Annotated in this window: 22 protein-coding genes and 1 pseudogene; 5 read left to right on the plus strand and 18 right to left on the minus strand. The window is 36.7% G+C overall.

The genetic code is table 11. The annotated features are described in order from the left end of the window. Positions 1-205 precede the first annotated feature (205 nt). The 10 genes from AB1284_RS13705 to AB1284_RS13750 form a co-directional block, all read right to left on the minus strand. On the minus strand, positions 206-1,969 hold the full coding sequence (locus AB1284_RS13705; RefSeq protein WP_429748676.1) for an ABC transporter ATP-binding protein: 1,764 nt from the start codon (positions 1,967-1,969) through the stop codon (positions 206-208). Continuing rightward, on the minus strand, positions 1,969-3,720 hold the full coding sequence (locus AB1284_RS13710) for an ABC transporter transmembrane domain-containing protein (protein ID WP_429748675.1): 1,752 nt from the start codon (positions 3,718-3,720) through the stop codon (positions 1,969-1,971). Before AB1284_RS13710 ends, AB1284_RS13705 begins: the two co-directional genes overlap by 1 nt. 126 nt (positions 3,721-3,846) lie before the next feature. Further along, positions 3,847-4,068 carry a YneF family protein gene (locus tag AB1284_RS13715; protein WP_098309636.1) on the minus strand — a complete coding sequence of 74 codons (222 nt, stop codon included), beginning with the start codon at positions 4,066-4,068 and terminating at the stop codon, positions 3,847-3,849. A gap of 78 nt (positions 4,069-4,146) precedes the next feature. After that, positions 4,147-4,587: a sporulation inhibitor of replication protein SirA gene (gene sirA / locus AB1284_RS13720; protein WP_429748673.1), complete on the minus strand. Its 441-nt coding sequence runs from the start codon at positions 4,585-4,587 to the stop codon at positions 4,147-4,149. Between the two features lie 248 nt (positions 4,588-4,835). Further along, positions 4,836-6,836 (minus strand): transketolase, encoded by a 2,001-nt coding sequence (tkt, locus tag AB1284_RS13725; RefSeq protein ID WP_429748671.1) that lies wholly within the window; start codon positions 6,834-6,836, stop codon positions 4,836-4,838. 435 nt (positions 6,837-7,271) lie between these two features. Continuing rightward, positions 7,272-8,006, minus strand: a complete 735-nt coding sequence (locus tag AB1284_RS13730; protein WP_429748669.1) for a MerR family transcriptional regulator — start codon at positions 8,004-8,006, stop codon at positions 7,272-7,274. A gap of 162 nt (positions 8,007-8,168) precedes the next feature. After that, complete coding sequence (gene phnE / locus AB1284_RS13735; protein WP_429748667.1) at positions 8,169-8,972, minus strand: phosphonate ABC transporter, permease protein PhnE; 804 nt, start codon at positions 8,970-8,972, stop codon at positions 8,169-8,171. A 25-nt stretch (positions 8,973-8,997) separates the two neighbouring features. Beyond that, positions 8,998-9,795 (minus strand): phosphonate ABC transporter, permease protein PhnE, encoded by a 798-nt coding sequence (gene phnE / locus AB1284_RS13740; protein ID WP_429748665.1) that lies wholly within the window; start codon positions 9,793-9,795, stop codon positions 8,998-9,000. Next, on the minus strand, positions 9,792-10,565 hold the full coding sequence (gene phnC / locus AB1284_RS13745; protein WP_429748664.1) for a phosphonate ABC transporter ATP-binding protein: 774 nt from the start codon (positions 10,563-10,565) through the stop codon (positions 9,792-9,794). The genes phnE (AB1284_RS13740) and phnC overlap by 4 nt, the downstream gene beginning before the upstream one ends. 122 nt (positions 10,566-10,687) lie before the next feature. Next, entirely contained in the window at positions 10,688-11,626 is a 939-nt protein-coding gene (locus AB1284_RS13750) for a phosphate/phosphite/phosphonate ABC transporter substrate-binding protein (RefSeq protein WP_429748662.1), read from the minus strand. A 183-nt stretch (positions 11,627-11,809) separates the two neighbouring features. Here AB1284_RS13750 and AB1284_RS13755 point away from each other — a divergent pair, with 183 nt between their 5' ends. Continuing rightward, a complete protein-coding gene (locus AB1284_RS13755; protein WP_429748661.1) occupies positions 11,810-13,393 on the plus strand; it encodes a bifunctional metallophosphatase/5'-nucleotidase in 1,584 nt (527 codons plus the stop codon). A 44-nt stretch (positions 13,394-13,437) separates the two neighbouring features. Here the strand turns inward: AB1284_RS13755 and AB1284_RS13760 are convergent, their stop codons facing one another. Both AB1284_RS13760 and AB1284_RS13765 read right to left on the minus strand, forming a co-directional pair. Further along, entirely contained in the window at positions 13,438-13,677 is a 240-nt protein-coding gene (locus AB1284_RS13760) for a DUF896 domain-containing protein (protein ID WP_429748659.1), read from the minus strand. Positions 13,678-13,722: 45 nt separating this feature from the next. Further along, complete coding sequence (locus AB1284_RS13765; protein ID WP_429748657.1) at positions 13,723-14,379, minus strand: YneB family resolvase-like protein; 657 nt, start codon at positions 14,377-14,379, stop codon at positions 13,723-13,725. A 141-nt stretch (positions 14,380-14,520) separates the two neighbouring features. Between AB1284_RS13765 and lexA the strand changes: the two genes are divergently transcribed. Further along, complete coding sequence (gene lexA, locus AB1284_RS13770) at positions 14,521-15,141, plus strand: transcriptional repressor LexA (RefSeq protein WP_429748655.1); 621 nt, start codon at positions 14,521-14,523, stop codon at positions 15,139-15,141. Positions 15,142-15,168: 27 nt separating this feature from the next. On the opposite strand, the gene AB1284_RS13775 is transcribed toward lexA, so the two are convergent. The 3 genes from AB1284_RS13775 to AB1284_RS13785 are packed head-to-tail and all read right to left on the minus strand — an operon-like array spanning position 15,169 to position 16,853. After that, positions 15,169-15,987, minus strand: a complete 819-nt coding sequence (locus AB1284_RS13775; RefSeq protein ID WP_429748653.1) for a DUF4097 family beta strand repeat-containing protein — start codon at positions 15,985-15,987, stop codon at positions 15,169-15,171. 5 nt (positions 15,988-15,992) lie between these two features. Then, positions 15,993-16,538 (minus strand): DUF1700 domain-containing protein, encoded by a 546-nt coding sequence (locus tag AB1284_RS13780; RefSeq protein ID WP_429748652.1) that lies wholly within the window; start codon positions 16,536-16,538, stop codon positions 15,993-15,995. Positions 16,539-16,541: 3 nt separating this feature from the next. Continuing rightward, a complete protein-coding gene (locus tag AB1284_RS13785; RefSeq protein WP_429748651.1) occupies positions 16,542-16,853 on the minus strand; it encodes a PadR family transcriptional regulator in 312 nt (103 codons plus the stop codon). A gap of 285 nt (positions 16,854-17,138) precedes the next feature. On the opposite strand from AB1284_RS13785, the gene AB1284_RS13790 reads away from it, so the two are divergent. Further along, on the plus strand, positions 17,139-17,996 hold the full coding sequence (locus AB1284_RS13790; RefSeq protein WP_429748649.1) for a peptidoglycan-N-acetylglucosamine deacetylase: 858 nt from the start codon (positions 17,139-17,141) through the stop codon (positions 17,994-17,996). Between the two features lie 16 nt (positions 17,997-18,012). On the opposite strand, the pseudogene AB1284_RS13795 reads toward AB1284_RS13790, so the two are convergent. After that, a pseudogene (locus tag AB1284_RS13795) lies at positions 18,013-18,294 on the minus strand (hypothetical protein). 172 nt (positions 18,295-18,466) lie between these two features. Between AB1284_RS13795 and AB1284_RS13800 the strand changes: the two are divergent. Continuing rightward, complete coding sequence (locus tag AB1284_RS13800) at positions 18,467-18,604, plus strand: YjcZ family sporulation protein (RefSeq protein ID WP_429748647.1); 138 nt, start codon at positions 18,467-18,469, stop codon at positions 18,602-18,604. Between the two features lie 150 nt (positions 18,605-18,754). Here AB1284_RS13800 and AB1284_RS13805 read toward each other — a convergent pair whose 3' ends face one another. Continuing rightward, a complete protein-coding gene (locus AB1284_RS13805) occupies positions 18,755-19,003 on the minus strand; it encodes a hypothetical protein (RefSeq protein ID WP_429748646.1) in 249 nt (82 codons plus the stop codon). Between the two features lie 568 nt (positions 19,004-19,571). Here AB1284_RS13805 and AB1284_RS13810 point away from each other — a divergent pair. After that, complete coding sequence (locus AB1284_RS13810; RefSeq protein ID WP_429748645.1) at positions 19,572-19,766, plus strand: hypothetical protein; 195 nt, start codon at positions 19,572-19,574, stop codon at positions 19,764-19,766. 358 nt (positions 19,767-20,124) lie between these two features. Here AB1284_RS13810 and glnA read toward each other — a convergent pair whose 3' ends face one another. Next, positions 20,125-21,459, minus strand: a complete 1,335-nt coding sequence (gene glnA / locus AB1284_RS13815) for a type I glutamate--ammonia ligase (protein ID WP_429748643.1) — start codon at positions 21,457-21,459, stop codon at positions 20,125-20,127. Positions 21,460-21,503 lie beyond the last annotated feature (44 nt).

Genomic DNA, 21,503 nt, shown 5'->3' on the forward strand with positions numbered 1-21,503 from the left:
TATACCATATTTCAACCCATCCAAAGAATATTCGTTCGATTAAAATATAAATTACACCATTTCATACAATCCTTATTGTTAAGTAATGAATGAACAAAAAACAAATATTTAAATCCTATTAAACATAATATAAAAACTTTCTGGGGATCCAGCATTAAATTTAATATGCTCATTTTAAAAAAATAAAGCCCTCAAAACCTTGTTCTTACAAGGCTTTCTGAAGGCTTCCTTTATTCTGCAACAAATACATATTGTAATATAACCCCTGTTGCGTCAACAACTCTTGATGTGTTCCTCTCTCAACAATTTGACCATCATGCATCACGAAGATTTGGTCAGCATCTTGAATTGTCGATAAACGATGCGCAATTGCAATAGTTGTTCTCCCTTTTCGCATACGCTGCAATGCCGTTTGAATTGCTTCTTCTGTTTCTGTATCGATGTTCGCTGTTGCCTCATCCAGCACTAATACTTTCGGATTTGTAGCAACAGTTCTCGCAAATGCTACAAGCTGTCTTTGACCGCTTGAAAACGCCGCTCCTCTTTCAACTACCTCTGTATCATATTGATCTGATAACTGTTCGATAAATGTATTAGCTTGCACAAATTTTGCAGCTTCTTCCACTTCCTCATCCGTAATACTTTCATCATACATGCGAATGTTTTGTTTAACTGTTCCAGCAAATAAGAAAGCATCTTGTAATACAAGACCGATACGTTTTCGTATTTCCATCTCTTGAAAGTTCTCTAATCGAACTCCATCAATTACAATTTCTCCTTGATTAACATGATAAAAACGCATCAATAAGTTCATAATTGTACTTTTCCCACTACCTGTATGCCCAACAAAAGCAACAGTTTGCCCCGGTTTTACATGAAAAGATACATTTTTCAGTACGTCACGTTTTCCATCATAAGAGAACGTAACATTTTTAAACTCAATTTCCCCTTCCGTCATGAAAGGAGTTCCATTCCCTTGTTGTACTGGTGCTAAATCTTTTTCATCCATTAAATGAAACACACGCGATGATGAGACAACTGCTTGCTGGAAGAAAGATAATTTCATCATCATTTCGTTTACTGGATCAAAGAAACGATGAATGTAGTTAACAAAAGCATATAATACACCAACTTCAACAGGACTATGCATTGCATCAATTCCAAACAGCGTCAACACCAATACAATTGCCAAAATATGAACAAGATCAGTCGCCGGACGTAAAAGCAGTGCATCTAATTTCAAATTGCGGCGTCCTGCTCCGTAGTGTTTTTCATTTACTACTTCAAATTCTTTACGCATCCGTTTTTCTTGGCGGAATACTTGAATAATGTTCATACCTTGAATAGATTCATTCAATTTTGCATTTAATATGCTTAATTGATTGCGAAGTTCTAAATAAAAGACTGAACTCTTGCGACGATAAAAAGCCATAATCGTAATCATAGTTGGAATAAGAAGTAATGAAAACAAGGCAAGCTTCACATCTAGTAGAAACATAGATATTAAAATACCGATTAAAAACACAATATTTTTTACAAAAGTAGATAATACACTTACAAAAAAATCTTTAATCGCCTCCGTATCGTTCGTTATCCGAGAAACGAGCGTTCCAATTGGTGTACGATCAAAGAAGCTAAGCGATAAACTTTGTACATGTTCATATACCTCTACACGCATATCTTGCACAATTTTGAAGGCAATGTTTTGGAAATATAATAAATTCAAATACGTAAAGAACACTTTTAATAAATGAAAGACTATATACACAACAAATAACGTCACTAATACATTTTGTTCAAAACTCTTCGGAACTAAATGCTCATCAATAAATTTCTTAATTAAAAAAGGGCCCATCATTTCCGCTATAGTTGCACCAACTAAAAATAAAAACGCTAGCGTCAGCAGTTTCTTATATGGCTTCATATAGGATAATAGACGCCATAGGTCACTTCGCTTTTTCTCGTTCATCATACCCCTCCTTTCTCAACTAGTGATTCTAATTGTTGACTTTCATACATGTCTTTATACCAGCCGTCTTGTTGCATCAAACTGTCGTGCGTTCCACGCTGTACAATCTTTCCATCGTCAATAACGAGAATTAAATTTGCATGCTGAATAGCGCTTAACCGATGTGCTGTAATAATAGTTGTTTTATTTTCACGTTCACGCTTTAATGCCGCTAAAATCGTTTCCTCTGTTTTTGCATCTACTGCTGATAAACAGTCATCTAAAATTAAAATTTCAGCATTTGTTAATAATGCACGCGCAATCGAAATACGCTGTTTTTGGCCACCTGATAAAGAAACGCCGCGTTCACCAACCACTGTTTCATATCCTTCTGGGAATTTCGTAATGTCCTCATGAATACATGCAATCGTAGCTGCGTGTACAATATCTTTATATGTAGCATCCGGTTTTCCAAATGCGATATTTTCTCCTATATTTGCAGAAAATAAGAAATGATCTTGTGGTACATACGAAATAGCGGAACGAATGGCATGTAACGTCATATCTCGAATATCGGTTTCTCCAACACGTACCGCTCCATCAAAATGATCATATTCTCGAATTAAACACTTTAATAATGTTGTTTTTCCTGCACCGGTACGCCCTACAATCCCTAAAGTTTCCCCTTTTTGTAAAGAAAAATGAATATCTTGTAGATTTATCACTTCATTTTTCTTGTACGAGAATGTATCAATATCAAACTTGATATTACCACTTGCTACTTCTTTACTTGCCCCTTCTCTATCCACAACATCCGATACTTGCATGAATAATTTTTGAATACGATCATAAGAAGCACGCCCACGCTCCATAATATTAAATAGCCAACCAAACGCTAACATCGGCCATACGAGCGTCCCTAAATAAGAAGTAAACGTAATAAGTTCTCCTATCGTAAGCTCACCACGAACAACCAATACAGAACCATAACATACTGCAATTAGGAAAGAAAAACCTACAATTAAAGAAATTGTTGGGTCAAATAATGAATCAATGCGAGCAACAAGAATATTTTTCTGTACTACATCTTCCGATTTATCACGAAATGCTTGTAAATCTTCTTTTTCTTGACCAAGTGAACGAATTACCTTCATTCCACTCATACTTTCCTGAACTTTATCATTGATTTCTGAAAAAGCCTGCTGCGCTTTATGAAAACGACGATGTAACAACGTTCCATAATAGTTTGTCGCAACCGCTACGATTGGCATTGGAATTAAACTGATTAATGTTAACTTCCAACTAATCGTAAACCCCATCGCAACAAGAACACATCCGCCCACCGCTAATGAGTCTACAAGCGTTAACACCCCAGAACCAGCTGTTTGCTGAACTGCTTGAATATCATTTGTCGCGTGTGCCATTAAATCACCAGTACGATGCTGTTGGTAGAATGATGGGCTCATATTTGTAAAGTGCTTATACAATTTTTGACGTAATTGACGGGCTAACTTTAAAGAAGAGCCGAAAATCATTATGCGCCACACATAACGCAAAATATACATCGTCACCCCAGAACCAACTAAAATCCCTGCCCATTGTAATAGCTTCTCAGCTGTTAATGAATGATTGCTAATTTCATCAACAACAATGCCGATCACTTTTGGTGGCACAAGTTCAAGAAGAGCAACGCCAAACAATAAAAAAATACCAGCTATGTACGCTCGTTTCTCTTGTTTAAAAAACCATGCCAAATCTAAAAAAACTTTCATTTTATACCTCCTATCCCAAATGAGCGATGTTTTCAGTTTATCAAAATTACTGAATTTTTTAAAGTTTAAAACATTTTCAAGAAACAAAATAAAAAGGCACTCGAATACGAGTGCCTTTTATAGCGCTTATTTCAGTTGTTGTTTATTCATTGCGCTCATCATTTGATTGATTTTCTTTTGGGATGGTTTTTGTCCCATTTGCATCATCATCATTTTTAACATTTGTTCATTAATTGGTGGATTTTTTTGTAAATAGTTCATCATATATTTGCGTGCGATGAAAAACCCTAACGCAACGCCTGCTACTAGTGCTAATACGCCCACTAGAACAACTACCCAAATTGACATATATTTTCCTCCTTCATGTTGTCTACCTTACAGTGTACTAAAACCTTTTCAATAAGACAAGATTGTATTCGACATTTTTTATATATAAGTACGCACTTGTTTGAGAGGATTTAACCATCCGTATTGTTTACTCTCATAATCCATCGCAAGAAATGTTAATTCACATTTTCTAAGTACTTCAAAAATGGCTGTTTCCATTTCAACATTTTTAGAAGTACGCATTCGAATATATTGTGGTTTAATACTCACTTCTCCATACACATTTTCATTGGATACAATATGCATATGCTCATTTCTTTCATGTTTCCCGTAAGTTCGTAGTACCTGTTCTATTTTATGATGTAATTTCATTACTTGTAAGGGCAACGTAATATACTTCATTTGTTTATACAACACTTTCTTTTCTGAAAGGGAACGAGACTGTGCAAAACTAGCAAACAAATCAAACAATAAAAACTCACGACCGAAATATAACTTCGTAACATCTTCTTGAATTAAGTACAGTTCATACGTTCTCATACTTTCCCTCCCGCATTGGACAACTTCATTTCTTTTCATTATATAGAAACAAATATGCAATGATTGTCTGACTGCGGAGAAAGAAAAAACTTTTTCTGTCGAATAAAGTGACACTTTCATCAATAGAGATTTTCCCCCTCCATTGATAGAAAATTCTCACCGATTAGATTCTTACTGCTCCTGAGCAACGGAATAAACTCTTTTATATAGAAAAATCTCTCCATGCCGGAGAGATTTTTCCAAAATCATTAAAGCATTTCTTTTACTTTGCGAACAACGTTTTCTACAGTGAATCCGTATTCTTCCATAATCTTTTCACCAGGAGCAGAAGCACCGAATGTATCGATACCTAGTACATCTCCTTCAAGACCAACGTAACGATGCCATCCGAAAGTAGCACCCATTTCAATTGCGAAACGTTTTGTTACTGCTTTTGGTAATACAGATTCTTTATATTCAGCAGATTGTGCTTCAAAGCGGTCCATAGACGGCATGCTGACAACAGCTGCGTCAACACCGTCTTGCGCTAATGCTGTTTGCGCTTCAATTGCTAAGCTTACTTCAGATCCAGTTGCAAGTAAGATTACATCAGCAGTTTCTTTTTTGCTTGCAGAAATTACGTATGCACCTTTTGCTACTTTTTCATACGTATCGTCTTTAGCACCTTCTAATGTTGGAAGATCTTGACGAGTTAAGATTAATGCTGTTGGTGTTTTTGTAGATTCTAACGCTAGCTTCCAAGCTGCAACAGATTCGTTACCATCAGCAGGACGAAGAACAGATACGTTTGGCATTGCACGAAGAGCTGCAAGCTGTTCGACTGGCTCATGCGTTGGTCCATCTTCTCCAACTGCGATACTATCATGTGTGAACACATATGTTACTGGCAGTTGCATTAACGCAGCAAGACGGATTGCTGGACGTAAATAGTCAGAGAATACGAAGAACGTACCACCGTAAGTTTTTAAACCGCCATGAAGTGCGATACCGTTCATTGCTGCACCCATTGCGAACTCGCGTACACCGTACCAAATATTTTTACCGCTGTAGTCTTCTCTTGTGAAGTCTTTTTCTTTGTTCATGTATGTTTTGTTAGAACCAGCAAGGTCTGCAGATCCACCAAAGAATGATGGTACAGATTCAGCAATTGCATTAATAATTTGTCCTGAAGATGAACGAGTTGCTGTTTTTGAACCCATTTCGTATGTTGGTAAGTTCTTATCCCAACCTTCTGGAAGAAGACCTTTCATTGCTGTTTGTAGTTCAGCTGCTAATTCTGGATAAGCTTTTGCGTATCCATCAAGCATTGCATTCCACTCAGTTTCTGCTGTTTGTCCAGCATCTTGTACTGTTTTACGGAAGTTTTCATACACTTCTTTTGGTACATAGAAATCTTGTTCAAATGCCCAAGTATATGCTTCTTTTGTTAATTTCGTTTCTTCTACACCTAGTGGAGAACCGTGTGAAGCTGATTTACCAGATTTGTTTGGTGAACCGAATCCGATTGTTGTTCTTACTTCGATTAATGTTGGACGTTTTTCGTCAGCTTTTGCTTCTTCCAGCGCTTTCGCAATCGCTCCGATATCGTTCCCATCTTCAACACGAATTACTTGCCAGCCGTATGCTTTATAGCGATCCTCTACGCTTTCAGAGAAAGAACGATTTAAATCGCCATCTAATGAAATATCGTTAGAATCATATAACACAACAAGACGGCCTAATCCTAAATGAGCCGCTAATGAAGATGCTTCAGCAGAAACGCCTTCCATTAAGTCTCCATCACCGCAAATTGCGTATGTATAATGATCAACAACGTTATACTCATCACGATTGTACTTCGCTGCTAAATGTCTTTCAGCCATTGCCATACCAACAGCTGTTGCGATACCTTGTCCAAGTGGACCTGTTGTTGCATCTACACCTGGTGTGTGCCCGAACTCAGGATGACCTGGTGTTTTACTTCCCCATTGGCGGAAACTCTTTAAATCATCCATTGTTACGTCATAACCAGATAGATGAAGTAAGCTGTATAGTAACATTGAGCCATGCCCTGCAGATAATACGAAACGATCACGGTTAAACCATGTTGGATTATTTGGATTATGTTTCATAAATTGCGTCCATACTGTATATGCCATTGGCGCTGCACCCATTGGCATTCCTGGGTGACCAGAGTTTGCTTTTTCAATCGCATCAATGGATAATGTGCGAATCGTGTTGATAGAAAGTTGTTCGATTGAATGTGACATGCTATTCTTCCCTTCGTTTATAGTAGTAAACGTTTTCGTTTTACACATCTATATGATATCTTTCCTTGCAAGATTATACAACATGTACGGACAAATATGTTGATGTTTTTTCGGATTTGTTCAAAAAACGTACTAAAATTGATGATGTATATCAGCTATACTCTTATGTCCAAACCTTTCTTATACCCCTGAATTCTTTATTTCTTACACTAATCAATACTTACATATAATTCCTCATTATCTTTAAACATTGCATCCGAAATGATACACATATTTTTTCCGTATTTTTTTATGATTTAAACGATCGTATTTTAATTATAATTCATAACCACACTACATCTTCTAATGGAAAATCCAATTGTTTCTTATTTCACAAACAAAGGGTCCTATTCTCCCAAATGAAGAATAGGACCTTTAAAATTGTAAATATACATTTTACTTCTTATTACGCTCTGCATACACTGCCATCGCATCACGCATAAACTCCGCCAAGCCTTCACCGAATTGATCAATATTTTTTGTAAAACGTTCATCATCGACATACATTTGTCCTAGACCTTTAAATGCATCCAATGAATAATGACCAAAGTTCTGCAAATAATCATACCATTCTTTAATTGTTTTTTGAGCCTGCTCTGATTCAGGTAAGTCGTTACGAAGTGCCGCAAGTTTCCTATAGATTGCATTATATTCTTCTTGTTTTTCTCTCGTCATGTTTGCTGCTGTTTCATTTGCTTTGTCAACAGCTTCATTTCCCCATCTTTCACGTGCTTCTTGCTCATATGGGTTTTTACTAAAATCAAACCCTTCAAATTTTTCTTTGTTCGTCATTTGAATTTCTCCTTTCGAATGTTGAATCGTCTTATCAATCGTCGCAATCACTTTATCTAGTCTAGAGCGCTTCTCAAGCAGCATTTTACGGTGCAAAACAAGTGCCTCTTCTCGATTAAATGAAGGATCATTGATAATTTCTTTAATTTTCTTTAAAGGGAAGCCTAGTTCTTTGAAAAACAGGATTTGTTGCAATGTCTCCAAATTATTGTTGGAATAAAGGCGATAACCAGATTCGGTAGTCTCCTCCGGGGTTAATAACCCAATTTCATCATAATGATGCAGTGTGCGCACACTAATACCAACTAAATCTGCTACTTCTTTCACTTTCATTGTCATCACTTTGCCCTCCCTCATTTCCTACAATAAAGTATAACGTAGCGTTAGGGTCAATATAAAAATATAAAAAAACACCTTCTATTCATTCACATGAAATAGAAGGTGTTTTCAATGGACTACCAATCTCCCACCATTTGCAATCCTACTGATAGAAGCTGAACTTTATACAATCCGCTTTCGAATTGAGCTAGAAATAAAATCAATGACAATTACCATTATAATAATTCCTAGCAAAATAATTCCTACACGAGACCAATTTCTAGAGCTCAATGCAAAAATTAATGGTGTCCCAATTCCGCCTGCACCAACCATACCTAAAATAGAAGCAGAGCGGACGTTAATTTCAAAGCGATATAGCGTATACGAGAAAAAGTCGGGTAATACTTGTGGTAATACAGCATACCAAAGCACCTGAAAACGATTTGCTCCAGTAGCAACTAATGCTTCTGTAGGCCCTTTATCGATATTCTCAATGCCTTCCGAATATAATTTCCCAAGCATTCCAATTGAATGTAATCCTAACGCTAACACTCCCGCAAAAGAACCTGGGCCAACCGCTTTTATAAAAAGAAGCGCCATGACCAATTCAGGGAATGTTCGAATAAAACTTAATACAAATTTTCCCGAGCCAGAAGTTACTTTTCCTGTACTCATATTCGTTGCTGCCCAAAAGGCAAACGGCACACAAAGGAAAGCGGATATGAATGTTCCTAACACAGCGATTGCTAGCGTATCAACAAGCCCGTGCAGCAAATCCTCTCCGTCTGGCAAAGAGACATAATCCCAATCAGGATTGATTATCCCCGTCATGATTGCTTTTGTAATTTGACCAGCAGTTTCTTTTATCCCCTCCATTGGAACACCTGAAAATGCCCATATGTATATCATCGCTAATGCACCTATGATGATCCAGCGATATAAACTTAGTTTCTTTGGCTTTGAAATTACGTATATCGCCCTACTCATAATAATTTCTCCCGTAACGCCCTACTCATAATAATTTCTCCCGTAACACTGTACTTATATAGTCAATGATTAATACAACAATTAGTGTATAAATAATAATAGAAGCAGTTTGTTGATATTGTAAAAAACCGAGCGTTCTGTCGTAATATAAACCAATTCCTCCAGCACCAACTAAACCTAAAACAGCTGCTGCTCTTACGTTTACTTCAAATGTATACAACACGTAAGAAATGAAATGAGCTGCTACTTGCGGAATAACCGCATAAACAATCCATTGTACTTTATTCGCCCCCACTGCCGTCATTGCTTCTAGTGGGCCTTGATCAATCGATTCAATCGATTCATACAACAATTTCGCGACAATTCCAACAGAAAAAAAAGTAAGAGCCAAAATACCTGGAAGTGGTCCAATCCCAAAAATCGCAACAAAAATTGCCGCGAGTAGCAAATCGGGTATCGTCCGAATCAAATTTAAAAGAAACCGAGCTGGTCCATAAAAAAAAACAGATGAAAACACATTACTCGCTGCCAGTAAAGCAAGCGGAACGGCAAGAATCGCACCTAAAGTTGTTCCGATAATTGCCATTCGAATCGTATCTAACATAGCAGGTGTAATCGTGCTGAAGTAACTCCAGTCTGGTGGTACCATTTCTTTCAGTAAATCCATCATATTCGGAAAACCGGTTACAAGCTTCGAAAAAGATGCCTCAACTTGCACACTACTTCCCCAGAACAATAGCATCAAAAGAATAAAGGTCAACATATGTTTCAATTTACTTGGAGGCTTTGGGATTGTTTGGGCTTTTATTGTCACATCATTCATTTTGCTGCCACTCCTAAAAACTCTTCTTCTTGCAAAGAACGACCATAAATCTCTGCAAATTTCTCATCCGTTGCTTCTTCTACCGGGCCATCGAAAACGATCTCACCTGCATGTAATCCAATAATACGAGTTGCATAATCTCTTGCTAAATCGATAGAATGTAAGTTTACAATCGTTGTAATCCCGAACTCTTGATTAATGTTCTTTAAGTCGTCCATCACCTGTTTCGTTGTGAGTGGATCCAAAGAAGCAACCGGTTCATCAGCTAAAATAATTTTGGCTTCTTGTGCTAATGCCCGAGCAATAGAAACACGCTGCTGTTGTCCACCTGATAGCTCATCAGCTCGTGAATATGCTTTTTCTAAAATATTGACACGGTCTAATGCACGGAATGCTAGCTCCACATCTTCTTTTGGAAAACGTCCAAATATTGTCCGAAGTGTCGAGTGATATCCAACACGTCCAGCTAATACATTTTTTAACACAGTAGACCGCTTCACAAGATTAAAACTTTGGAAAATCATCCCGATGTCCCGGCGAAGATGGCGCAACTCTTTTCCTTTCGCTGCTGTAATAGACTGTCCATCAATTAAAATTTCTCCATCTGTAATTTCGTGAAGACGATTAATAGAGCGAAGTAACGTCGACTTCCCTGCACCAGATAACCCAACAGTAACAACAAATTCCCCTCTGCGTATCTTAATATTGATATTTTTTAATCCTTTTGTGCCATTGGAATATACTTTAGAAACATTGTGAAACTCTATCACAAACCTTACCTACTTTCTCAATGTTATAGAAGAAAAAACTGAAAAACGGCTAACTAGCAGAAAGTGAAAATCATTTCAGCCAGCTCGCCATCTTCAGCCATCATTTCAAAACGACCGGTCGATTACTGCGTTTTTACTTTCTTTCCGTAATCACGAACAATATCAAATTTGCTATCATCAGACTTTACATACCCTTCATGTGAGTATACTTCTTTGATAATTTTATGACCTTCTTCACTCTTTCCAATTTCAATAAACGCATCTTGTAGCTTTTTCACCCAATCAGCATCCATATCAGATCGTACAGAAATTGTATCGTTTGGAATTTTCTCTGTGAACTTTACAACTTTCGTTTGATCAAATACATTTGGATAATCTTTTTTCACAACGTTACGAGCATCTTGGAACACAACTGCCGCATCCACATCGCCATTAAGAAGAGCGATAATAGATTGGTCATGACCCTTTAATGTTACAGGTTTCACATCTTTTAATGGATCAATTCCCTCTTTCATTAAAAGCGCCGCAGGCCATACATATCCAGCTGACGATGTCACATCTTGATAACCAATCTTTTTATCTTTTAAATCTTTAATACTATTAATATTCGAATCTTTCTTTACAACAAACTCAGACTTATAATAATCTACCAAGTCCTTTGTTGATTGCCCTGTTGCATCATCGACCCCAAATCGTTGTGCTTGCAGTATCACATTTGCTGCTTTCTTTTCATGAGCCAGCACATATGCAGTTGGAGGTAAAAAGCCTACATCCACTTGCTTAGATGCCATCGCTTCTACAATTGTGTTGTAATTCGTTGAAACACTAACTTTCACAGGAATATTGAGTTTATCGCTTAATAATTTTTCTAACGGTTTTGCTTTTGCTTCTAACGTATCAGCATTTTGCGAAGGAACAAATTGAACATTTAATGTTTTAGGAACATACCCTTTTTTCGTATCTTCACTTTTACTTGCACTCGATTCCTTTGTCCCACAACCACTTAATAGACCAACTGCTAATACAACTGTTGCACCCATTGCGAAAAATTTCTTAAACATGTCAAATCCTCCAATTTTCTAAATTATAAACAATTTTTGTAAACATTTAGAAATATAGCACATTATTTCTTACATTGACTGTAATTTACAGAAACTTTACACTTTTAAAACATTCAGAAAATATTTTATTAAGATTATTTGTTATGATTTATCATAAGATAACAATAAAGAAGGTTGATACTATTGAATCCAAATAATGTCGTAAATATAAATATTTTGCTAACAAGTGATGTACATGGTACGGTTTATCCTATTCACTATGGAAATAACGAAAAAGCAGACTTCGGGCTTGCAAAACTCGCAACACGGATTGCACAAGAGCGCACCCAAAATGATCATGTCATCCTAATTGATAACGGAGACTTTATACAAGGTACTCCGTTCACTTACTACTACAGCAAATATATGCAACAAGAAAAGAACCCAATGGCCATCATCGCCAATCATATCGGTTATGACGCAGCAATTATCGGCAATCACGAATTTAACTACGGAATGGATGTATTAAACAAAGCTGTTGAAAATGCACATATGCCCTATTTAGCCGCCAATATTTTGAATCGGCGCACAATGAAGCCTTATTTTGGAAAGCCATATATCATCCAACATATCCATCCCAATCTAAAAATTGCTATTCTAGGCGTAACAACGCATTACATCCCAAACTGGGAACAACCGCATCATATTGAAGATTTAATATTTGAAGACGCAATGGAAACAACGAAGCAATGGGTTACCTATATTCGTGAACAGGAACAACCACATCTACTGATCGTATCCTATCACGGCGGTTTTGAACGTGATTTACAAACGGGAGAACCAACGGAAATGTTAACAGGGGAAAATCAAGGATATGCCATGTGTCAGGAAATTGAAGGAATCGATATATTATTAACCGGGCATCAACATCGCTATATTGCTCATACGAAAATAAATGGAGTAACTGTTTTACAAACTGGATCTAATGGACAATCATTAGGAAAAATCCATGTCACCTTACAGCAAAAACAAAATCAATGGATTGTAAAAGAGTGTAATTCAGAATTGTTGTCCGCTGCAGGCATTCCCGCAGATGAAACAGTACTTTCACTCGTATCTACCTATGAAAAACAAACGCAACAATGGTTAGACAAGCCAATCGGTACCATTACCGGGGATATGCTAGTTCACGATGCGATGCAAACACGTTTACAAGATTCTGCCTTTATCGAATTTATCAATAAAGTACAAATGGATGTAGCTGGAGTTACTATTTCTTGTACAAGCCTGTTTCATAATGATTCTACCGGCTTTCCCAATCACATTACAATGAGAGATATTGTTTCAAATTATGTATATCCCAATACGTTAAAGGTCGTTCGTGTTACAGGAAAAGATATAAAAGAGGCACTTGAACTATCTGCTGAATATTTCTCATTAGATACAGATGGAAATATCATTGTAAACCCTGCATATATCGAACCAAAACCACAGCATTATAATTACGATATGTGGGAAGGGATTTCATACATACTAAACATTTCAAAACCAGTTGGGGAAAGGGTTGTTTCCTTACAATATGAGGGATCTCCGATTCAATTTCATCAAGAATACGATGTGGTCATGAATAATTATCGTGCAAGTGGCGGCGGAAATTATTTCATGTATCAAAATAAGCCTATTATAAAAGATATACCAATTGATATGTCTGAGCTCATTGCGAATTACATATTAGAACGAAAAACGATCGAAGCGACGACTAATTATAATTGGAAAGTGATCAACTAACAATTTTTTATCAAACTCAAAAAAGATGGGCGACGCCCATCTTTTTAATTTAACTTTGCACGATTTTGCTTTTTTAATTCTTTTAATTTCTTCGGTGTTACATCTTTGCCTTCTTCGTTAACGACTTTGATTGCTTTCAATTCGTTTAACATATTTTGGCGAAATCCTTTTAAATATTGTTCACGGAGCGATTGACGCTCACGTTGCTCTTCTTCAGTTAAACCTTCTGTTTTTGCTTTTTTCGCTAAGAAATTAATGCGTTCAATGAGTTCGTGACTTAGCATCTCGAATCCCCTTTCTACTAAAAACTGATTATTATCATACAATAGTTACTCTTGTTTATCAAGCAATTGCTTCGTGTACTCTACATACCGGCGATGTACAGTCGCTTTTGATACTTCATGACCAAAACCACGGAGCGTTGCCGCAATTTCTTCAAATGTCAATTCATTGCGGCGCAGACGAACAATCTCTTCAATAGGCACTTCTTTTTTCTCCCGACCGGTACTTAAATGACGATTCTTTAAATTTTTCTCTGGACGAAATCCATTCTCTACGGCTCGCTTCATTCCGCGTTTAATCTTTAAATTATGAATCTTTCTCTGGTATTCTTCTACGATACCAATAATATCAAGTACCATTGAATCTGAGTCAGAAAGCTGTAATTCACCATTATGCGCATGGGTATATACTTTTACTCCTTCTTTATGTAAACAATGCATTAAGGCAATTTTCGCATTCCCTCTCCCAAGACGTGTTTCATCTTGAATGAGAAGCACATCAACATATTCATCGCGAATAGTATCTAACACTTCTAAAATACCATCTCGTTCTATACTATACCCACTTGCTTTCTCTTCTACTACTCTTACAATATTCATTTGATACTGTTTAGCTAAATGCAATAATTCATCCTTTTGGCGTGCTAATGATGTTTCCTGCGCTTCTTTCGTCGTGCTCACACGTGCATAAATAATCGCATTCATTTCATACCCTCTTCTCTATCTCACTTTTCACATCATAGTGTATCACAAACAAAGCATTTGTTCGAACTTATGTTTGTAGAATATTTTTTCGCATGTTATAATACAAGTAAGAAAATTTAAAGAAAACGAGGTGTGAAAAACATGGAGAAGTTAACGAAACGACAGCAAGACATTCTCGACTTCATTAAACAAAAAGTACAAGAAAAAGGTTATCCGCCTTCCGTACGTGAAATCGGTCAAGCAGTCGGTCTTGCTTCTAGCTCTACTGTGCACGGACATTTATCTCGCTTAGAGGAAAAAGGATACATTCGCCGCGATCCAACAAAACCGAGAGCTATTGAAATTTTAGGAGACGCTAGCACCGAAACGGATACACAACCAGTCGTTCATGTACCGATTGTCGGAAAAGTTACAGCTGGTTCACCAATTACAGCAGTTGAAAGTGTAGAAGAACATTTCCCACTTCCGGCAAACCTCGTTTCAGGCTCAGATCAAGTATTTATGTTACGCATTTCTGGAGACAGTATGATTGAAGCTGGTATTTTTGATGGAGACTTAGTGGTTGTTCGCCAACAGCAATCTGCTTACAATGGTGAGATCGTTGTCGCTTTAACAGAAGATAACGAAGCTACGGTAAAACGTTTTTACAAAGAAAAGGATCACTTCCGTTTGCAGCCAGAAAACTCTTCTTTAGAGCCTATTATTTTAGATAACGTTTCTGTTATTGGAAAAGTAATTGGTGTCTATCGTCATTTACATTAAAAACAGACCAGCTTAGCTGGTCTGTTTTTAATCCGCGTCGATTTTTACAGATCCTGCTGCTGTTTCCCCCCTAATTTGTACATTTCCGTTCCCTAAAGTAACTTCTTTATTTTCTTTCCCGAAAATCTTTACATTTCCTGCATGAGAAGAACCTTTTACAACAGCATCTTTCGGTACTTCCAGAAGTTGAATATCGACATCTCCTGCTGCTGACTCCGCATCAATACTATATTGCGGGTTGTGCTGCGTTACTTCTATTCTTCCTGCTGCCGTCTCTGCACGCACTTTCCCTTCTACTTTATGAAGAACAATCTTTCCCGCACTAGATGAAGCTTTTATCTTCTGCGCTTTCATTTGCTTCATTTCCACATTCCCTGCTGCTGTATGTGCAGATATATCTTCACTTTGAATATCTTGTACTTGGATCTTTCCTGCTCCTGTCTCTAATTCAATTTTATTGTATACGCGTTCAGGTACGATAACTGTTAAGCTTTCATTTTTAAAACTAAATGGTGAAAAAGAAAAATCAAATATATGTTTCGTTTTTGTTTTCACTTCCACTTGCAGCGTTTCGCCGTTCTCATTTATGTCTAACTTTCGTTTTTCCTGATCACCGCTATACCGAACTTCAAATGAATCAGTTTTTCCTTTTTCAATCACAACATCTCCTACATCTCTGTCAACATGGATGTTTTTAATTTGTTGATTTTTAAATTGTTTCTGTTCCAATTCCTTTGCTTCTGCTGACCCAGTCACAGATTTCATAAAAAAGGCTGATCCTGTAAAAAATAATCCGATTCCTCCAATCGCAATACAAACAAATGCTATGAATACAATTTTCCTCATCTCATCTACTCCCCTTTAATTACTTTCAAATTCCAATTGGCGTATTTGACAAAAAGCGTTTTAAACCAAATTGTACAATAATACGCACCTATCCCTAAAAGTAAACCAATACCGAAGAGTATAATAGAAGCAAATACATCAGATAAAATAAAAATTTGAGCAAAAATAATTTTTGTTAGCAAAAGTAAAGGTGATAAAACAAATACAGTACTAACCATCCAAAGAGCGAAAATAAGACTTCCGATCGCTAATAACGGAGCTAACATAATAACCAAGTTTAGAAAGCTAAGTCCAATGATTGCTACAATCGCTCTTGTTACATTAGAAAAAGTTGGATTATGCTTCACCTGCTCTAAACGACGGGACGCTAACGTCTCCTTAGCAATTGTTTTAGGTGAACCAAGCGCTTTTATAATTTCCGCTTCTGTTTTCCCTTCTTCTATTCCAAATTGAAAATGTTCCTCGTAATCATATAAAATATCGTTTCGTTCTTCTTCTGGCAGCCTTCTAAGGTGTTCTGATAATTCATGAAGAAATTGTTCTTTAGTCATTTGCTACACCTCTTCAATAATTTCTTGTACTCCCCTTGCAAAATCACGCCATTCTGTCATAAGCGCATAGAGTTGCTCTGCACCTTGATTTGTTAACTGATAATATTTCCGCGGAGGTCCTTCCGATGATTCCTTTAAATATGTCTGAAAGTACCCTTCATTCGTTAGCCGACGTAACAATGGGTACACTGATCCTTCTGATATTAAAAACTTATTTGAAATTTGCTGAACTAATTCATAGCCATAGCAATCTCGTTTCCTTACAAGCGCAAGAACGCAAAGCTCCAATACACCTTTTTTAAATTGAACATTCAAAGGCAATCCTCCTTCCCATTCAGTACTATTTAATGCAAGGTACTTTATTAACCATAATATACCATTTAGTACTGAATATTACAAGGTACCATTGCCATTTTTATAAACAAAATGAAAATTATGTAATTTTTATCTCTCCCGCCTGATTGAAATATAGATCTTATCATCCATTAATACGGGTGATAAACAAACTACTCACACTTGTTCCTCCATAACCAAACTGTAATCGTTGGCATATAAAAATTTTAAAGGGATTTCTATATTCCCTAAGGAGGTATCTCAATCATGTATTCTTTTCATCCACTCAAAGTCGTATTTCCCAATCAAAGCAATCCCTACAATCATATGTCGCCTTGCTTTCTTCCTTCAATGGTTTCATATTCATCAATTCAGAATGCATTTTATCCTTTAGATTATATGAAATCAGTTCCTGTTTCATCACAAGCCCCGTTTCCTTTTCAGATTCAATCCAAGGAAGAAGCAACGAGAGGATCATGGACTCCTTTTCCTTGGGTTGAAAAATACGCATACGCTTTTGCAGGACCTTACAATAAAGCCGAAGTCGCTCTCACATTTGATGACGGTCCCGATCTCATATATACTCCACAAGTATTAGATAAGCTAAAAAAACATGGTGTAAAAGCTACATTTTTTTTGCTAGGTGAAAATGCCGAAAGATATCCTGAAGTTGTAAAACAAATTGTTAATGAGGGACACATTGTGGGGAATCATACTTATAATCATCCTAATTTAGTAAAAATAAGTGATGAGCAATATCATGAACAGATTTTAAAAACAGAAAAAATACTTCAAAAGCTAACCGGCTACTCCCCTAAATTCATCCGTCCGCCTTATGGCATTATAAATGAAAATCAAGTTAAGTGGGCTACTGAACAAAACTTTATGATCATTCAATGGAGTGTAGATACGTTAGATTGGAAAGGCTTAAACGCCGTGGAAGTTACTAACAAAGTATTAGGAAATACTTTCCCTGGAAGTATTGTCTTGCAACACGCTGCACCAGGCGGGAAACTGCAAGGTTCTGTAAATGCCCTTGATCAATTTATTCCTGACCTTACATCTAAAGGTGCACGCTTTGTGACTCTTCCAAAAATGTTTAATACTTCAAAACAGAGGAAATAAAATTTCTATCAAAGGTCTATCTCGCCATCTTCAAAAACGTATCCAACGGCATAACCACCAACCACGGTTTTCTATCTGCCTTAATCGCTAATGCATCTGGCTGTCCCCATCATCTTCCAACCAATTGTAGAGTGTCTTGAATCCGTCCTTCCTCGCCTTTACTTCGCACTCAAGTCCTAATCCCTTCACATCATTTGAGTACCCATCTACCGCATCAGAGAGAGGTACACGAGTCCCTCCTATCAAACTAGCAAATTCTCGTTCACGTCTTTCCTTTATCTCGCTGACTTTTTCCCACTGTTAATTTCTCCATTTCTATAAAAGGATTATTTTGTTTAAAAAGCCGATTTTTTATTGACAATATACACGCACTTTTTAATTCCACACCACATAATGTAATGTAAATTCGCCGTGAAAATTACAACTTTTGCTCTCATTGTTTGTTTCCTCATCAAAAGGAGGAATATAATATGGGTTTTGATGGTGGTCGTGGAGGCTTCCGTGGCGGATTCGCCTTAATAATTGTGTTATTTATCTTATTAATCATAATCGGTTGCGCTTGTTGGGGCGGCGGATATGGTGGTGGATACGGCTACGGATGCTGCTAAGAGAAGGCACTCAATTTGAGTGTCTTTTCTTAGTGAATCAATACTTCCCTGTACATACTACAAACAGGCTACCTCCATGAAATCACATCTTGTGGTCATCTTTCCTCTTCAAGGGTAAGCAGTTAGCTTTTGCTAGCTGCTCTTTTGTTTTTATTGGGTTACTACATAAACTTCTTCTGCGTATGAAGTGTATTTTAAATAATGCCTAATTGAAAAAAAGTCGTTTCTACGCTTATTCAATATCAACTCATTCAATCTGTTAATTTCACAAACATTGTGATGAGTAATTTCACCTAATTCCTTAAATTGCTTTACTCCTTCTCTCCATTTGACAATTACAACATCTCCCTTTTGTAACTGATCAAATTGCTCTTGTGTTTCATGTTTCGTAAATTTCATATCCATCCCCTTTCCAATTGGACACATTTACCAATATTTTTCTATAAAATTCATGTTATGGTAATTTAGTCTAGTACGTCGTTACTTGACAAAATACCTTTAGAAGCCCCGTTGATAGGCGGGGTTTCCTTTGCTACAAAATGAAATTTTTGTTCACGATATCGTAAAATTTAACATATACAGTTGTGTTAATGTATATGTTAAAATCATTACATAAACCAATTAATAATCCTTGTTCAAAAACCCCGCAAGCCCTGACGCCCCCTCATCCAGTCAGGGCTTGTTTTATATTAGAATGAAGTTTTTATTAACCAACTTTGTATGCTTTACAAACCCATTCTTCCGGAAAACTATCATAAAAATGTTCAATTGCTGCACCTAAATCACACCGATCATTATCATAGCTTCTTTTATGTACTAACAATCTGTTTATTCCTCCTTGCTACTAAAATAGCGTTTTTGTTTATTTTTATAACTGCTAATCCTTTGCTCCCATTTACATTTCAAAAGTATAATATAGTAAAATGTATTTAACAGTTAAACTACATTGAAAATAGGAGGTTGACGTATGAATAAAAGACTTAAGATATTAATGAAAATTACACCTTTCCTAAGTTTGATTTTCATCTTAACTGGATTAGTTATGGCAATATTAGGTGCACTAGGTCATAACCTCAAATTATTTACTGGTTCACTATTCCTAATTGCACAAACTGTCCTTGGAATAACCTATTGGATGAGATTTAAAAAAATTGGCTTCTAAACCCTATAACGTTTAGTACCAGCTAAAATGTTAAAGTATATCTACTGAACATTTCAGCTGTCACCTTCTATTCAAATAAGGATTTTGTTATAAATCACTCGTATTCATACGCTTGTCCAAATCCTTTTGCATTTCAAACAGTTCGCTAATATCAAATCTCTATTCCCATATTAGCTATAAAATCGATAGAAGATCTATCACTGAATTTGAAGCATATATAAATGACATTTGGAAATGAAGTTTATTTTTGCTATTTTTGTGGGTGAATTGTGGGTAGATGAGCTTTATCATATTAAAAGGTGTTTAATACACAAAAAGAAAAAGACCCCAATACCAGTAGTATCAAGGCCTCTCACTCTTAATAAAGAGTCATATATTGATCGCGTTCCCATTGGTGAACTTGTGTGCGGAACATATCCCACTCAATTTCTTTTGCTTCGATGAAATGCTCAAGTAAATGTTCACCTAATGCACCGCAAATGATTTCATTTGATTTTAATTCATTTAATGCTTGTGCTAATGTAGCTGGTAAGTCAATGATACCTGCTTGTTCACGTTCTTCTGGTGTCATTACATAAATATTGCGATCTACTGCAGGTGGTACCGCTAGTTTATTTTTAATTCCGTCAAGACCTGCTGCTAATAATACAGCCATTGCTAAGTATGGGTTTGCAGCTGGGTCAACGCTACGTACTTCTACACGTGTACTTACACCGCGAGATGCAGGGATACGGATTAATGGACTACGGTTTTGCGCAGACCATGCTACGTAACAAGGTGCTTCATATCCAGGTACTAAACGTTTATAAGAGTTTACAGTTGGGTTTGTTACCGCTGTAAAGCTTGATGCGTGTTTCAAAATACCTGCGATGAAGTGGCGAGCATCGTCGCTTAATTGTAAATCACCGTTTTGATCATAGAATACGTTCTCACTACCTTTGAATAGTGATAAGTTACAGTGCATACCAGAGCCGTTTACACCAAATAGTGGTTTTGGCATGAATGTTGCGTGCAGACCGTGTTTACGCGCAATTGTTTTTACAACAAGTTTAAATGTTTGGATGTCGTCACACGCTTTAATTGCACTTGCATATTTGAAGTCAATTTCGTGTTGTCCTGGTGCAACTTCATGGTGAGATGCTTCGATTTCAAAGCCCATTTCTTCAAGTTCAAGAACGATATCACGACGGCAGTTTTCTCCTAAATCCATCGGAGCAAGGTCAAAGTATCCACCGTTATCATTTAATTCTAATGTTGGATTTCCTTTTTCATCAACTTTGAATAAGAAGAATTCTGGTTCTGGTCCAAGATTGAAATCAGTAAATCCTAATTCTTCCATTTCTTTTAACATACGTTTTAAGTTGTTACGTGGATCACCATCAAACGGCGTGCCGTCTGCATTGTAAATGTCACAAATTAGTCGCGCTACTTTTCCTTTTTCAGCAGTCCACGGGAATACTACCCATGTATCTAGGTCTGGATATAAGTACATGTCAGATTCTTCAATACGAACAAATCCTTCAATAGAAGATCCGTCAAACATCATTTTGTTATCTAGAGCTTTTGTTAACTGACTAACTGGAATTTCTACGTTTTTAATACTTCCTAAAAGATCCGTAAATTGTAGACGGATATACTTTACATTCTCTTCTTTCGCCAAGCGGAAAATATCTTCTTTTGTGTACTTTGCCATTTTAAATTCCTCCTTAGTCCCTCTAAACATGTTCAAAATTATCA

This window comes from Bacillus sp. S2(2024), from assembly GCF_050474045.1.
GTDB classification, from domain to species: Bacteria; Bacillota; Bacilli; order Bacillales; family Bacillaceae_G; genus Bacillus_A; species Bacillus_A yunxiaonensis.

Excerpts from the sequence above, each read along its gene's own strand:
- AB1284_RS13705 (WP_429748676.1), bottom strand. The coding sequence starts at position 1,969 with ATGAACGAGAAAAAGCGAAGTGACCTATGGCGTCTATTATCCTATATG.
- AB1284_RS13710 (WP_429748675.1), bottom strand. The coding sequence starts at position 3,720 with ATGAAAGTTTTTTTAGATTTGGCATGGTTTTTTAAACAAGAGAAACGA.
- AB1284_RS13715 (WP_098309636.1), bottom strand. The coding sequence starts at position 4,068 with ATGTCAATTTGGGTAGTTGTTCTAGTGGGCGTATTAGCACTAGTAGCA.
- sirA (WP_429748673.1), bottom strand. The coding sequence starts at position 4,587 with ATGAGAACGTATGAACTGTACTTAATTCAAGAAGATGTTACGAAGTTA.
- tkt (WP_429748671.1), bottom strand. The coding sequence starts at position 6,836 with ATGTCACATTCAATCGAACAACTTTCTATCAACACGATTCGCACATTA.
- AB1284_RS13730 (WP_429748669.1), bottom strand. The coding sequence starts at position 8,006 with ATGACAATGAAAGTGAAAGAAGTAGCAGATTTAGTTGGTATTAGTGTG.
- phnE (WP_429748667.1), bottom strand. The coding sequence starts at position 8,972 with ATGAGTAGGGCGATATACGTAATTTCAAAGCCAAAGAAACTAAGTTTA.
- phnE (WP_429748665.1), bottom strand. The coding sequence starts at position 9,795 with ATGAATGATGTGACAATAAAAGCCCAAACAATCCCAAAGCCTCCAAGT.
- AB1284_RS13750 (WP_429748662.1), bottom strand. The coding sequence starts at position 11,626 with ATGTTTAAGAAATTTTTCGCAATGGGTGCAACAGTTGTATTAGCAGTT.
- AB1284_RS13760 (WP_429748659.1), bottom strand. The coding sequence starts at position 13,677 with ATGCTAAGTCACGAACTCATTGAACGCATTAATTTCTTAGCGAAAAAA.
- AB1284_RS13765 (WP_429748657.1), bottom strand. The coding sequence starts at position 14,379 with ATGAATGCGATTATTTATGCACGTGTGAGCACGACGAAAGAAGCGCAG.
- lexA (WP_429748655.1), top strand. The coding sequence starts at position 14,521 with ATGGAGAAGTTAACGAAACGACAGCAAGACATTCTCGACTTCATTAAA.
- AB1284_RS13775 (WP_429748653.1), bottom strand. The coding sequence starts at position 15,987 with ATGAGGAAAATTGTATTCATAGCATTTGTTTGTATTGCGATTGGAGGA.
- AB1284_RS13780 (WP_429748652.1), bottom strand. The coding sequence starts at position 16,538 with ATGACTAAAGAACAATTTCTTCATGAATTATCAGAACACCTTAGAAGG.
- AB1284_RS13790 (WP_429748649.1), top strand. The coding sequence starts at position 17,139 with ATGTATTCTTTTCATCCACTCAAAGTCGTATTTCCCAATCAAAGCAAT.
- AB1284_RS13800 (WP_429748647.1), top strand. The coding sequence starts at position 18,467 with ATGGGTTTTGATGGTGGTCGTGGAGGCTTCCGTGGCGGATTCGCCTTA.
- AB1284_RS13805 (WP_429748646.1), bottom strand. The coding sequence starts at position 19,003 with ATGAAATTTACGAAACATGAAACACAAGAGCAATTTGATCAGTTACAA.
- AB1284_RS13810 (WP_429748645.1), top strand. The coding sequence starts at position 19,572 with ATGAATAAAAGACTTAAGATATTAATGAAAATTACACCTTTCCTAAGT.
- glnA (WP_429748643.1), bottom strand. The coding sequence starts at position 21,459 with ATGGCAAAGTACACAAAAGAAGATATTTTCCGCTTGGCGAAAGAAGAG.